Below are 12,537 nucleotides of genomic sequence, written 5' to 3'. Positions count from 1 at the left end.
TTTTATTTATTTTGTTGCAGTTGCATGGCCGGCCCTTGCGCGGGGGCCTTGGGCGCCATGCGGATGTTGCTGACGGCACCATCGCGCACGACGTGCACGGGCAGCAGCTGCGGCAGGGCGGCGGCGAAGCGGTCCAGCTGGGCCAGGCTGAAGCTGCCGCCGATGCGCAGGCGCGCCACGGCAGGATCGCGCACGACGAGGCCCGTGTCGCCATAGCGCTCGAATTCGGCCAGCGCCGCGCCCAGGGGCACGTTGTCGAAGGTGACCCGGCCTGCGCGCCAGGGCGCCACGCTGCCCGGGGCCAGGCTGGCGACGGCGGACAGGCGGCCGCCGGCATCGCTGCTGACGCCCTGGCCGGCCCGCAGGTCGACCCGGTCCTGCGCCGCGCCCGCCACGCGCACGTGCCCATGCTGCACGGCCACGCGCAGCTGGCCGTCGTGCGCCAGGGTGTTGCGCACGGAAAATTGCGTTCCCACCACCGTCACCGTCAGGGGGCCGCTCCGCACGTCGAAGGGCAGGCCCTGCTGCGATTGCACCTGGAACAGCGCCTCGCCGTGCGCCAGGCGCACTTCGCGGCGCTGGCGGTACAGGGTGACGTGCAATTGCGTGGATGTGTCGAGCTGCACCGTGCTGCCGTCGGGCAGCGACACGGCCAGGCGCTGGCCCCGCTGCGTGGCATACGCCTGGCTGAACACGGGGTGCTGCCACCACTGGTAGCCGCCCGCGCCCACGCACAGTGCCAGCATGGCGGCCGCCGCATATGGCAGCAGGGAGCGCAGAAACGGGCGGCGGGGCGCTTGTGCTGGCGCAGGGGGCACCGTCCAGCGCGCGGCGACCTGGGCGGGAATCCGCCGCGCCGCGCGGTGCGTGTCTTTGAGCTGCGCGTACTCTTGGGCGTGACGCGCATCGGCCGCCAGCCAGGCGGCAAATTCGGCTTGCTGCACCGCATCGAGGTTGCCGCGCCAGCTGAACCAGGTGGCGGCCGCCAGCGCCACGCCATCTTGCGCGTCGGCAAAGGCGGCGTGTTCGCGCAAGTCCGCCTGCTCCTGGGCGCAGGGGCCGAAATCGTGGCGGGGCGGGCGGCTGTTCATGGGCGCCATTATGTGGCTTCCCGCAAAGAATGCAACTGCAGCAACTGCGCCTGGCAACTGAGCATGCCGCGCGCGATATGCTTTTCCACCATGCTCACGGAAATGCCCATGCGCGCGGCGATCTGCGCGTGCGGCAATTCCTCGAACACGTGCAGCACGAAGGCATCGCGGCAGCGGGGAGGCAGGGCGTCGATGGCGGCCACGCAGGCTTGCCAGTCCTGGCTGTTTTCCAGTGCCTGTTCCGGCTGCAGGTGCTGCGGCGCGGCCGGATGCGCGGCCTCGGGCAGGGCGTCGAGCGCGTCGTACTGGCGCAGGGCGGCGCGGCGGTGTTTGTCGATCATCAGGTTGCGCGCCGTGTGGTACAGCAGCGCGCGCGGCTCGCGCACGGTCTGTTCGCCCGCTCCGGAACGGGCCTGCACGCCGAGCACGCGCACGTAGCTTTCCTGCACCAGGTCCAGGGCAGTCTCGCGGTTGCGCAAGCCGCGCCAGCAGAAATTGAGCAGTTCTTGGTAGTAGCGTGCAACCACGGCGTCCGATGTCTTGAGGTAGGTGTCGCCAGGCCGGCCACATATGAGAATGATTCTCATTATATTATATGGCGGGCCACTGTGGGCCGGCACCTTAAGCGGTTTACCGCACCGTGGCAGGGGGACAACGCTTTGTCCCCCCGGCGGCATGCGTTACCATGAGGGGTTAATGTGGAGGCAAGATGGCTATTCAAATAATCAACACGGCGCCGATGGCCGGCCAGCAGCCTGGGACTTCCGGCCTGCGCAAGAAGGTGGGCGTGTTCAGCGAACCGCAGTACCTGGAAAATTTCGTGCAGAGCGTCTTCGATACCGTGGGCGACTGCCGCGGCCAGACCCTGGTGCTGGGCGGCGATGGCCGCTATTACAACCGCGCGGCGATCCAGACGGTGCTGCGCATGGCGGCCGCGCACGGCTACGCGCGCGTGCTGCTGGGGCAGGGCGGCATCCTGTCGACGCCGGCCGTCAGCTGCGTGATCCGCAAGCATGGCGCCAGCGGCGGCATCATCCTGTCGGCCAGCCATAATCCGGGCGGTCCCGATGGCGATTTCGGCATCAAGTACAACATCGCCAATGGCGGCCCGGCGCCCGAGAAGGTCACGGAAGCCATGTTTGCGCGCACGCAAACGATCAGCGAATACCGCATCAGCGACGCGGCGGACATCGACCTCGACACCCTGGGAGCCGTGCGCATCGAGCAGATGACGGTCGAAGTCATCGACTCCGTGGCCGACTATGCGGAACTGATGCAGCAGCTGTTCGATTTCGACGCCATCCGCGCCCTGTTCGCGGGCGGCCTGCGCATCTGCTTTGACGGCATGCACGCCGTCTCCGGCCCGTACGCGACGGCCATCCTGGAGGGCATGCTGGGCGCCCCGAAGGGCAGCGTCATCAACGGCGTGCCCCTGGAAGACTTCGGCGGCGGCCATCCGGACCCGAACCCCGTCAATGCGCAGGAATTGATCGCCATCATGGCAGCCGGAGATGGTGACAATGAGGCCCCCGATTTTGGCGCCGCCTCGGACGGCGACGGCGACCGCAACATGATTGTCGGCCGGCGTTTCGACGTCACGCCGTCGGACAGCCTGGCCATCCTGGCCGCCAACGCCGGCGTGGCGCCCGGCTACCGTGGGGGCTTGAAGGGCATCGCCCGTTCCATGCCCACCTCGGGCGCGGCCGACCGGGTCGCCAGCGCGCTGGGCATCCCGTGCTACGAGACGCCGACGGGCTGGAAATTCTTCGGCACCCTGCTCGACGCGGACATGGCCACGCTGTGCGGCGAAGAGAGCTACGGCACGGGCTCGAACCATGTGCGCGAAAAGGATGGCGTATGGGCCGTGCTGTTCTGGCTGAACCTGCTGGCGGCGAAAAAACAATCGGTGGAAGCCATCGTGCGCGCGCACTGGGCCACGTACGGACGCAATTACTACTCGCGCCACGACTACGAAGACATCGACAGCGCCGGCGCGCAGCAGTTGATGGAAGCCGTGCGCGGCCAGCTGGCCGGCTTGCCGGGCCGGCAGTTCGACGGCTACACGGTGGCGCTGGCGGACGATTTCAGCTACACGGACCCCGTCGACGGTTCCGTGGCGACGCAGCAGGGCATCCGCATCATCATGACGGACGGCGCGCGCATCGTGCTGCGCCTGTCCGGCACTGGCACGCAGGGCGCCACCCTGCGCCTGTACCTGGAGCGCTACGAAGCCGATGTCGCGCAACACGCGATCCCGACCCAGGAAGCGCTGGCGGGACTGATCGCCGTGGCCGAGCAGGTGGCGCAGATACGCGAGCGCACGGGGCGCGACGCGCCGAGCGTGACGACGTAAAAAAAGGGCGCCCGGGGGCGCCCTTTTTGCGTCAGATCAAACCGGCATCACGCTTATGCCGGCACGGCCGTCTTGCGGTAGTTGTCGACCATTTTGTAGCGTTTCGCATACAGGCCGAAGGCCAGCATGGCGACGGCGGCGAAGGCGGCGAAGAAGAACATCTGGAAGGCCGTCACGCTGATGCCGCTTTCGGCGATCTTGCCGATCACGCCTTCGTTCATGACGCTGCGGTTGACGATCAGCACCCACAGGTTGCCCACCGTGGTCGACAGGTTCCAGAAGCTCATGATGGCGCCCTTCATCGAGACGGGCGCCTGGCTGTACGCAAACTCCAGGCCCGTGGCCGAGACCAGCACTTCGCCGAATGTCAGCAGGGCGTACGGCAGGATCTGCCACATGATGGAGACGGCGTTGCCGCTGTCGAGCGCCAGTTGCAAGAGGCCGATGACGATCCACGCCAGCGAGGAAAAGCCGATGCCGGCCGTCATGCGGCGCAGGGCCGTCGCTTCCAGGCCGAAGCGGTTGAGCATCGGGTACAGCACCAGGTTGTTGAACGGGATCAGGAGCATCACCAGCATCGGGTTCAGCGCCTGCATCTGCGCCGGCAGGAACCAGCTCGGTTTTTCCATGGTGTTGGCCTGCACGATCCACGTCGAGGCCTTCTGGTCGAACAGCGAGAAGAACGGCGTGACGAGGGCGAAGATGACGAGGATGCGCAGCACGGCGCGCACGCCTTCGACTGCTTCGTCCGGGTGGATGCCGCGCGCGCGTTCCAGCTGCATGGCCGTGCCGATGCTGCCGAAGGCCAGCAGCAGGACCAGCGCTGTACACGCGGAAATCACGAAGCCCCATTCGGGAATGCTGTAGAACGCATACAGGGCGCCGATCACGCCGACATACGCCATGTACAGGCCGGGACGCGAACCGCCATCGACGCGGGCCAGCAGGGCGGTGCGGGCCACGCGGGTGAACGAATCGGGATTCGGCGGTGCCGGCGGCACGTGCACGTATTTCTTGGCGCCCATCCAGAAGACGATGGTGGCGGCCAGCATCATGACGCCGGGGATGCCGAAGGCGATCGACGGGCCGTAATCGCGCAGGAACATCGGCATCAGCAGCGAGGCGAAGAAGGAGCCGAAGTTGATGATCCAGTAGAACAGGTCGAACACCAGCTTGGCCTTGTGCTTGTTGGTCTGGTCGAACTGGTCGCCGACGAACGAGGCCACCAGGGGCTTGATGCCACCTGAGCCGAAGGCGATCAGGAACAGGCCGAAATAGAAGCCGTTGACGCTGTTTTCAAAGATGGCCAGGCAGGCATGGCCGGCGCAATACACGAGGCTGAGCCAGAAGATGGTGTTGTACTTGCCAAAGAAGCGGTCGGCCAGCCAGCCGCCCAGCAGCGGGAAGAAATACACGCCGATGACGAAGGTGTGGAACACGTGCTTGGCTTCGCCCGTGCGCTGGTCGATCGGGATCATCAGCAGCAGGGTGCTGATGAGGAAAGGCGTCAGGATGTTGCGCATGCCGTAAAAGCTGAAGCGTTCGCAGCCTTCGTTGGCGATGATGTACGGTATTTGCCGGGGCATTTTACCCGTGGCGGTGTGTGTCTCGGCCGATGACATTGGCTCTCCCCAAGTATTTTTTGTAAGCCGCGATGCTAAGGCCTGTTGCGCTTGCTTGCAACAGAAAAAACGGTCCCCTGGCTATTTCGCAAGGACTTGTAAGGTATTGATTTTCATAAAGACATCATTTCGTGGTCCTGCGATGGCAGGGCGCGGCAACGTCAACTGCAGTTGCAGCAGGCCGCCGGACGCGGCCTCGCCGGCCAGCACGAAACCGCAGCCCAGATACAGGGACAGCGCCGCATGGTTGTCCGGCGCCACGGCGAGCCGCACGCGGGCCAGCTCGGGGATGGCGCAGGCGTGCGCGATGGCGGCCTGCACCAGTTGCCGCCCCGCGCCATGGCCGCGCGCGGACGGCGCCACGTACACGCCCCACAGGCTGGCCTTGTCGTGCACGACGGCGATCGCTTCGCGGCGCAGGCCGGCGATGCCGGTCAGTTGCGCTCCATCGAAAGTGCCAAATATTATTTGGTGCGGAGCGGCCCGCAGGCGCTGGGCCATCTGTGCCAGGGGCACGGCGCTTTCCGCCGCATGCGTGGTGCAGAACGCCGCCGGCAGTTCGGCGATGCCGGCCAGGCGCAGGGCGCGGTAGGCGGCAGCGTCGTCGGGGGCGAGGGGGCGGATGGTGGTGGCGGGCATGCTGGCGAGTATCGGGCTTCGATGCCGGAAAGTAAACCTTGCATTGGACTGTTTTCGATCATAAGATATATCTTATTGCGATATATCTTAGGACTCATCATGCTTTCCCTCCTGCACGGCGCGCGCCCGGTGCGCGCGGCAGCCCACGCCCAGGGCGATACGCCGGGCTCGCCCGGCACCCGCGGGCCGAAAATGTTCGATGCGGGCACCTTGCGCTATCTGGTGCTGCAACTGATCGCCGACAAGCCGCGCCATGGCTACGACATCATCAAGTCCATCGGCCAGCGCGCCGGCGGCGCGTACGCGCCCAGTCCCGGCGCCATCTATCCGCTGATGCACGGCCTCGTGGGGCAGGGCTACGTGGCCGTCAGCCTCGACGGCACGAAGAAGCTGCACAGCATCACGCCCGAGGGGCTGGCCTTCCTGGACGCGAACCGCGCCTACGTCGATGCCATCGCCGCCAGGGTGGGCACGCCGGGGGAGGCGGGCGACGACCTGCGCCAGCTCATGCACGAGCTGAAGGCCGTGGTGATCGCGCGCGGGCGCGCAGGCGAGCCGGACGCCGTCCGCCTGGACGCCATCCGCGCCATCCTGCGCCAGGCGCGCGCCGACATCGAGGCGCTGGCATGACGCCCCTGCCAGCAGCAGCGCCCATGCTGACGCCGGCGCGCGAACGGGCGATGCTGTGGCTGCTTGCGCTCACGCAATTTACCGTCATCATGGATTTCATGGTGATGATGCCGCTGGCGCCGCAGCTGATGCAGGCGTTTGGCATCGGCCCGGCCGCCGTGTCGGGCGCCGTTTCCGCGTATGCGTGGTGCGCGGGCCTGTCCGGCCTGCTGGCGGCCACGTATGTCGACCGCTTCGACCGCAAGAAGCTGCTGCTGACCATGTTCTGCCTGTTTACCGTGTCGAACCTGGCCTGCGCGCTGGCGCCGAACTTCCACGTGCTGCTGTGGTCGCGCGCCTTTGCCGGGCTGACAGGCGGGGTGCTGGGCGCCATCGTCATGGCCATCATCGGCGACGTGATTCCCGCCGAGCGGCGCGGCGCGGCCACCGGCGTCGTCATGACCTCGTTTGCCATGGCGGCCGTGGGCGGCGTGCCCATCGGCGTGGTGCTGGCCGCGCATTTCGGCTGGGCCTCGCCGTTCTACCTGCTGGTGCTGCTGTCGTTCCTGATCTGGTTCGGCGCCGCGCGCGTGCTGCCCTCGCTGACGGCGCACATGGGCGCCGCTGCCACGCCGCTGCGCCAGGTGCTGCCGAACCTGCTGGCCCTGTTCCAGGAGCGGCGCCACCTGGACGCCTTCATCTTGTCGGTGGTGAACATGACGGCGGGCATGCTGCTGATCCCCTTCATTTCACCTGTGCTGGTGGGCAATATGGGCCTGGCGCCGGCCGACGTGACCTGGGTCTACCTGGCGGGCGGCTGCGCCACCCTGTTGACGGCCAGGCGCATCGGGCGCTGGGCGGACCGCGCCGGCAAGCGGCAGGTGTACCGCTGGGTGGCCCTCGCTTCCATCGTACCCATGCTGCTGGTCACGCACCTGCCCCAGCTGCCGCTGTGGGCGCTGATGCTGGCGTTTTCCCTGTTCATGGTGCTCGTGTCGGGCCGCACCATCCCGCTGCAGGCGCTGCTGACGACGATACCGGAGCCGCGCAAGCGGGGCGCTTTCCTCAGCGCCAATTCGGCCCTGCAAAGCCTGGGCAATGGTCTGGGTGCGTGGCTGGGCGGACTGACCCTGCAAACGGACGCGGCTGGTCACATCAGCGGCTATGGCATGAATGGCTGGCTGGCGGCGGGCTTGTCCCTGCTGACGGTGTGGTGGGTGGCGCGCGTGCGCGGCGCGGCGCCGCAGGGGGCGCCGGCGTAGGGGGAATTACTGCGTGGCGATGCGCTGCATGGGGGCGCTGTCCTGGCGCCAGCGCTCCAGGCTCAGCAGTTCGCCGCTGACGACGTCGTCGACGAGGATGCGCTTGCCGTCGGGCGTGACGACGAAGCTTTCCCAGCGGTGGGCCGCATCCGGCGTGCTTTCAAAAAAGCTCAGCTGATAGTAGGCGGCGCCATCGACGAGGCGCGTCTCCGGCGCCGTTTCCATCACGGCGCCATGGGCGCGGCCACCCGAGGCTTTTTCGATGTGCGCCGACCAGGCCTTGATCTCCGGCAAAGCCATCAGCGCATCGACGGCGCGCGCGCTGGCTGCCTCGGCGGCCGTGCCGTTGCTCGCCGCCGGGGCGCTGCCGCCGTGCCGGGCGGGCTGCTGATACAGGTAGAAGGCGCCGAGCCCGGCGGCCAGCAAGCCGGCCAGGATGCCGGCGATGATGGCGGTTTTGGAGGAAGAGGCGCGTGGCGGCATGGTATGGGGTGTTTCGGAAGGGTGGACGATGGCGGCCATGCTAAAGCAAAACGGGCAGGCGGGCAATCGTTGGAATTGCTGAAAAGTAAGACGAAAAAAAGCCACCTTCCGTGGAAGGTGGCTTTCGGGGCCGCCGGGAAGGCGCTGGCAGCTTTTGGCCTGCCAGCCCTGTCCCGGCGTATGCGGCCAGGTGCGCCGTCGCCTGCGCGACTGGCCGCAGGACATTACATCATGCCGTCCATGCCGCCCATGCCGCCCATACCACCCATGCCGCCGCCCATGCCGCCGGCTGCCTTGTCGTCAGCGATTTCGCAGACCATGCAGTCGGTCGTCAGCATCAGCGAAGCGATCGAAGCGGCGTTTTGCAGCGCCGAACGGGTCACTTTGGCTGGGTCCAGGACGCCCATTTCCACCATGTCGCCATACGTGCCGTTGGCAGCGTTGTAGCCGTAGTTGCCGGAGCCGGCCAGTACGGCTGCCACGACGACCGACGCTTCTTCGCCAGCGTTTTGCACGATCATGCGCAGTGGCTCTTCCATGGCGCGCAGGACGATCTTGATGCCGGCGTCCTGGTCAGGATTGTCGCCCTTGATCGCGATGTTGGCGCGTGCGCGCAGCAGGGCTACGCCGCCGCCTGGCACGATGCCTTCTTCCACGGCAGCGCGGGTAGCGTGCAGTGCATCTTCAACGCGGGCTTTTTTCTCTTTCATTTCGACTTCGGTGGCTGCGCCAACCTTGATCACGGCAACGCCGCCAGCCAGTTTGGCCACGCGCTCTTGCAGTTTTTCACGGTCGTAGTCCGAGGTCGCTTCTTCGATCTGGACACGCACTTGTTTCACGCGTGCTTCGATCGAGGCAGCTTCGCCGGCGCCATCGATGACGATGGTGTTTTCCTTGCCCACTTCGATGCGCTTTGCCTGGCCCAGTTCGGCCAGGGTCACTTTTTCCAGGGTCAGGCCGACTTCTTCAGCGATCACCTGGCCGCCCGTCAGGACAGCGATGTCTTCCAGCATGGCTTTGCGGCGGTCGCCGAAGCCTGGTGCTTTCACTGCGCAGGTTTTCAGGATGCCGCGGATGTTGTTCACCACCAGGGTCGCCAGCGCTTCGCCTTCGATGTCTTCGGCGATGATCAGCAGTGGACGGCCGGCTTTCGCGACTTGTTCCAGTACCGGCAGCAGGTCACGGATGTTCGAGATTTTCTTGTCGCACAGCAGCACGAATGGGCTGTCCAGAACGGCAACTTGCTTCTCTTGGTTGTTGATGAAGTAAGGCGACAGGTAGCCGCGGTCGAACTGCATGCCTTCCACGATGTCCAGCTCGTCGTTCAGCGACTTGCCGTCTTCAACGGTGATGACGCCTTCCTTGCCGACTTTTTCCATCGCTTCAGCGATACGCTCGCCGATCGAGTAGTCCGAGTTCGCCGAGATCGCGCCAACCTGGGCGATTTCCTTGGTGGTGGTGCAAGGACGGGCGATTTTCGCCAGTTCTTCCACGGTGGCGGCAACGGCCTTGTCGATACCGCGCTTCAGGTCCATCGGGTTCATGCCGGCGGCAACGAACTTCATGCCTTCGCGCACGATGGCTTGTGCCAGCACGGTGGCGGTGGTGGTGCCGTCGCCGGCGTTGTCGCTGGTGCGGGAAGCAACTTCCTTGACCATTTGCGCGCCCATGTTCATGAGCTTGTCTTTGAGTTCAACTTCTTTCGCTACCGATACACCATCCTTGGTGACGGTAGGGGCGCCGAACGAGCGCTCCAGGACCACGTTGCGGCCTTTCGGGCCCAGGGTGACTTTGACTGCGTTGGCGAGGATATTGACGCCTTCGACCATCTTGGCGCGCGCTGCGTCGCCGAATACTACTTCTTTAGCTGCCATGTTCAATTCTCCAGAAATTTCGGAATGAGTTATCTAAAACGTGGAAACAATTACTTGACGACGATCGCCATGATGTCTTCTTCGCGCATGACCAGCAGCTCATCGCCGTCAACCTTGACGGTTTGGCCAGCGTACTTGCCGAACAGGACGCGGTCGCCCACTTTGACATCCAGAGGACGGACTTTGCCGTCGTCGAGAATCTTGCCATTGCCTACGGCAAGGACTTCGCCTTGATCCGGTTTTTCAGCAGCTGCATCAGGAATGATGAGGCCGGACGCAGTCTTGGTTTCCTGGTCGAGGCGTTTGACGATGACGCGATCGTTCAATGGGCGCAGATTCATACAAAACTCCTTAAAGTTCAATGGATAAGTGTTGCTGAATGAAGACATGCCTGGCACAGCGCCAGGCGTGCTTTCAATGGCCGCCGTTGAAAACGGCCCGCAACGGTCAAGCAAACCCCCGGTCATCGTGCGCCCGCTGGCGCCAGGCAGTGGTGCATCGCGGCGTCGCCCGCCGCGTAGCGTTCCCTGCTGTTGCCTGACAAGCACCATCATTTCCTGAGGATTGCTACGAAAGAGTTTGTTAGCACTCTCTACTAACGAGTGCTAATTATAGGGACGGTAGGGGGCAACTTCAAGGGCTTATTCGAAGGGAACATAAGCTTGGAAGAACTGTGCAGCCTGCATTCGCACAAGGTTTGCGCTGTGACAAGCCTTGTCCCCGGGCGTCAGCAGTAAACCTGACTCTAGCATGCTTGCCGGCAGGGGGCTGTTCCTGTACGCAAGGGTAACGGAGTTTTGCTATGGAATTTGATAAGATGATTGTAATTGCATATCAAACATCGCCTTATCCCCTTATCCGTTAGAAAGAACGCCATGCCTTCCCTGTTCCACGTTTCCGCGCCGCGCCTGCTGGCCGCCTGCACCCTCGGCTTCGCCCTGCTGGGCAATGCCGCCGCGCAACCCCGCACCATCGCCGACGAGATCACGGTCGCGGCCCTGACGCCGCTGGAAAAGGAAATGCTGCTGAACGACCTGTTCAATGACCTCAACAAGGACGATGACGACCAGGAAGCGCACCTGTGGGACAACGGCGGCGACAGCGGCGTGCTGGTGAAGGTCACGTATAACTTCAGCAATTCCGGCATGACGGAGCACAGCCTGAAGGCGCACATGTGCCGCGACCTGAAATTCGTCGTCACGGCGGCCGGTAAAACGCAGGACCTGAGCCGGCGCACCTGCTCGCAGAGCAGCGGCAAGTGGGATGTGCAGGGCAAGGACGCGGCGCCCGTCGCGTATCCGCCCTTCCTGTCGGACGTGACGGTGGCCGCGCTGAATGCGCAGGAGCGGGCCGCGCTGCTGAAGGCGGCCGTGCGCACCCTGAAGGATGAAGAGGATGGCAAGAGCCGCCAGTGGAGCAACAAGGGACTGGGCAATGCGGCGCCGCTGGCAGTGCGCCTGACGCCCTCGGGGACGGACGCCAAGCCTGGCAGCTACCGCCAGACTTGCCGCGACTTGACGATGGTGCTTGACGGCAAGGGCGGACAACAGACGCTGGTGCGCCGTTCTTGCGAAAACCGCTATGGCGGACTGGATATCGAACCCGATTACGTCGACGAGTAACACGCTGCCATCGCGGCGCCGGCAGATGCGCGCACTTGGCGAAAAGCGCCGGAAAAAGTGTGTATTGTCCGCCAACTGCCCTGCATTGATGTAAATATGTGTGACAGCGGCGTGATTCGATTGACGCCCATGGAGCGTCCGCCCTATAGTGGCGGGATGATTTCCGAATTCAACGAATTATCCGACAAAATAGGCCTGCTGGCCGAAATGACCCATGCGCTGCGTCGTGAAAACGCGCAATTGCGCAAGGACAATGCCGCGCTGTCCGCCGACAATGCGCAGTACGTGCAGCGCATGCGCGAGGCGCAGGAGCGGGTGGAAGCCTTGCTGGAAAAAATCCCGGAACTGGTGCAGGCTGGCCTGGAGCAAGCCGCCTCGGAAGCCGGTGCCTACAGTGCCGAGAACGGGAAGGAAGCGTAATGCCGCGTGTCGATGTCAATATCATGGGCCAGGCCTACAGCATGGTGTGCCGCGATGGCGAAGAGCGCGCGCTGCGCGAAGCGGCGATCTATCTCGACAGCAAGATGAAAGCCATCCGCGACGCGGGCAAGGTCAAGGGCAATGACCGCATCGCCGTGCTGGCCGCCCTGGGCGTGGCGGCAGAGTTTCTCTCCGTGAAGTCGCCGCAAGGGCCGCTGTCGGAATTGACCATCCTGGAAGTGAAGCAGAAAATCTCGGCCATGCACACCGTCCTGGACAGCGCATTGACGCCCCAGGAAAACCTTTTTTAGGCGGGCACGGTACGATTTGTCTTTGCGATGCGCGGACTAAGGAGTAAACTTGCGTCTACCCTGCGGTGTTCGCGATTGCCATATATTCCTTGAACCATTTATGCGCATCGGTTGCGAATTTTGTTTGATGGGAGTGAGCGTCGCTCGTTCGACGAACCCGAAATTGAACTAACGTGACCACCTTGAACCGTTTGGTTCGGGATGCCGGCATAGCGGCACAGGCGGGGCCCAATTTGCAGTACAAAAAACGG

At 64.5% G+C, this 12,537-nt stretch carries 13 protein-coding genes and 1 other RNA gene; 7 read left to right on the top strand and 7 right to left on the bottom strand.

Going from position 1 to position 12,537, the window contains the following annotated elements:
* Positions 1-2: 2 nt before the first annotated feature.
* The gene (locus AC07VL_RS00440; protein ID WP_494804117.1) at positions 3-1,091 is read right to left on the bottom strand and encodes a FecR family protein; all 1,089 of its coding nucleotides are present in this window, start codon (positions 1,089-1,091) and stop codon (positions 3-5) included.
* Positions 1,092-1,099: 8 nt separating this feature from the next.
* A complete protein-coding gene (locus AC07VL_RS00435) occupies positions 1,100-1,678 on the bottom strand; it encodes a sigma-70 family RNA polymerase sigma factor (RefSeq protein WP_494804116.1) in 579 nt (192 codons plus the stop codon).
* Between the two features lie 122 nt (positions 1,679-1,800).
* On the opposite strand from AC07VL_RS00435, the gene AC07VL_RS00430 reads away from it, so the two are divergent.
* Positions 1,801-3,444: an alpha-D-glucose phosphate-specific phosphoglucomutase gene (locus AC07VL_RS00430; protein WP_494804115.1), complete on the top strand. Its 1,644-nt coding sequence runs from the start codon at positions 1,801-1,803 to the stop codon at positions 3,442-3,444.
* Between the two features lie 53 nt (positions 3,445-3,497).
* Here AC07VL_RS00430 and AC07VL_RS00425 read toward each other — a convergent pair whose 3' ends face one another.
* Both AC07VL_RS00425 and AC07VL_RS00420 read right to left on the bottom strand, forming a co-directional pair.
* Positions 3,498-5,030 carry a POT-type proton-dependent oligopeptide transporter gene (locus AC07VL_RS00425; RefSeq protein ID WP_494804114.1) on the bottom strand — a complete coding sequence of 511 codons (1,533 nt, stop codon included), beginning with the start codon at positions 5,028-5,030 and terminating at the stop codon, positions 3,498-3,500.
* A gap of 117 nt (positions 5,031-5,147) precedes the next feature.
* Positions 5,148-5,705 (bottom strand): GNAT family N-acetyltransferase, encoded by a 558-nt coding sequence (locus AC07VL_RS00420; RefSeq protein ID WP_494804113.1) that lies wholly within the window; start codon positions 5,703-5,705, stop codon positions 5,148-5,150.
* 99 nt (positions 5,706-5,804) lie between these two features.
* Between AC07VL_RS00420 and AC07VL_RS00415 the strand changes: the two genes are divergently transcribed.
* Positions 5,805-6,335 carry a PadR family transcriptional regulator gene (locus AC07VL_RS00415; RefSeq protein WP_494804112.1) on the top strand — a complete coding sequence of 177 codons (531 nt, stop codon included), beginning with the start codon at positions 5,805-5,807 and terminating at the stop codon, positions 6,333-6,335.
* Positions 6,332-7,576: an MFS transporter gene (locus AC07VL_RS00410; RefSeq protein WP_494804111.1), complete on the top strand. Its 1,245-nt coding sequence runs from the start codon at positions 6,332-6,334 to the stop codon at positions 7,574-7,576. Before AC07VL_RS00415 ends, AC07VL_RS00410 begins: the two co-directional genes overlap by 4 nt.
* A 6-nt stretch (positions 7,577-7,582) precedes the next feature.
* Here the strand turns inward: AC07VL_RS00410 and AC07VL_RS00405 are convergent, their stop codons facing one another.
* The 3 genes from AC07VL_RS00405 to groES all read right to left on the bottom strand — a co-directional run bounded on the left by AC07VL_RS00405 (position 7,583) and on the right by groES (position 10,274).
* Positions 7,583-8,098, bottom strand: a complete 516-nt coding sequence (locus AC07VL_RS00405) for a hypothetical protein (RefSeq protein ID WP_494804110.1) — start codon at positions 8,096-8,098, stop codon at positions 7,583-7,585.
* A gap of 185 nt (positions 8,099-8,283) precedes the next feature.
* Positions 8,284-9,933: a chaperonin GroEL gene (gene groL, locus AC07VL_RS00400; protein WP_494804109.1), complete on the bottom strand. Its 1,650-nt coding sequence runs from the start codon at positions 9,931-9,933 to the stop codon at positions 8,284-8,286.
* Positions 9,934-9,983: 50 nt separating this feature from the next.
* Positions 9,984-10,274 (bottom strand): co-chaperone GroES, encoded by a 291-nt coding sequence (gene groES / locus AC07VL_RS00395; RefSeq protein ID WP_010400979.1) that lies wholly within the window; start codon positions 10,272-10,274, stop codon positions 9,984-9,986.
* Positions 10,275-10,808: 534 nt separating this feature from the next.
* Between groES and AC07VL_RS00390 the strand changes: the two genes are divergently transcribed.
* From AC07VL_RS00390 to ssrS, 4 genes are all read left to right on the top strand, one after another.
* Entirely contained in the window at positions 10,809-11,555 is a 747-nt protein-coding gene (locus tag AC07VL_RS00390) for a hypothetical protein (RefSeq protein ID WP_494804108.1), read from the top strand.
* 156 nt (positions 11,556-11,711) lie between these two features.
* Positions 11,712-11,975: a DUF904 domain-containing protein gene (locus tag AC07VL_RS00385; protein ID WP_290601682.1), complete on the top strand. Its 264-nt coding sequence runs from the start codon at positions 11,712-11,714 to the stop codon at positions 11,973-11,975.
* Positions 11,975-12,286 (top strand): cell division protein ZapA, encoded by a 312-nt coding sequence (locus AC07VL_RS00380; protein ID WP_071322260.1) that lies wholly within the window; start codon positions 11,975-11,977, stop codon positions 12,284-12,286. Before AC07VL_RS00385 ends, AC07VL_RS00380 begins: the two co-directional genes overlap by 1 nt.
* A 54-nt stretch (positions 12,287-12,340) precedes the next feature.
* A non-coding RNA gene (gene ssrS, locus AC07VL_RS00375) (6S RNA) lies at positions 12,341-12,518 on the top strand.
* The last annotated feature ends 19 nt before the right edge of the window (positions 12,519-12,537 follow it).

This window comes from Janthinobacterium sp. GW821-FHT03C08 (assembly GCF_059420905.1).
Note: the sequence above shows the minus strand (reverse complement) of the source record. Positions and strands in the feature narration are given on the sequence as shown.

Coding starts and splice junctions, on each gene's coding strand:
- AC07VL_RS00440 (WP_494804117.1), bottom strand. CDS start 1,091: ATGAACAGCCGCCCGCCCCGCCACGATTTCGGCCCCTGCGCCCAGGAG.
- AC07VL_RS00435 (WP_494804116.1), bottom strand. CDS start 1,678: ATGAGAATCATTCTCATATGTGGCCGGCCTGGCGACACCTACCTCAAG.
- AC07VL_RS00430 (WP_494804115.1), top strand. CDS start 1,801: ATGGCTATTCAAATAATCAACACGGCGCCGATGGCCGGCCAGCAGCCT.
- AC07VL_RS00425 (WP_494804114.1), bottom strand. CDS start 5,030: ATGCCCCGGCAAATACCGTACATCATCGCCAACGAAGGCTGCGAACGC.
- AC07VL_RS00420 (WP_494804113.1), bottom strand. CDS start 5,705: ATGCCCGCCACCACCATCCGCCCCCTCGCCCCCGACGACGCTGCCGCC.
- AC07VL_RS00415 (WP_494804112.1), top strand. CDS start 5,805: ATGCTTTCCCTCCTGCACGGCGCGCGCCCGGTGCGCGCGGCAGCCCAC.
- AC07VL_RS00410 (WP_494804111.1), top strand. CDS start 6,332: ATGACGCCCCTGCCAGCAGCAGCGCCCATGCTGACGCCGGCGCGCGAA.
- AC07VL_RS00405 (WP_494804110.1), bottom strand. CDS start 8,098: ATGGCCGCCATCGTCCACCCTTCCGAAACACCCCATACCATGCCGCCA.
- groL (WP_494804109.1), bottom strand. CDS start 9,933: ATGGCAGCTAAAGAAGTAGTATTCGGCGACGCAGCGCGCGCCAAGATG.
- groES (WP_010400979.1), bottom strand. CDS start 10,274: ATGAATCTGCGCCCATTGAACGATCGCGTCATCGTCAAACGCCTCGAC.
- AC07VL_RS00390 (WP_494804108.1), top strand. CDS start 10,809: ATGCCTTCCCTGTTCCACGTTTCCGCGCCGCGCCTGCTGGCCGCCTGC.
- AC07VL_RS00385 (WP_290601682.1), top strand. CDS start 11,712: ATGATTTCCGAATTCAACGAATTATCCGACAAAATAGGCCTGCTGGCC.
- AC07VL_RS00380 (WP_071322260.1), top strand. CDS start 11,975: ATGCCGCGTGTCGATGTCAATATCATGGGCCAGGCCTACAGCATGGTG.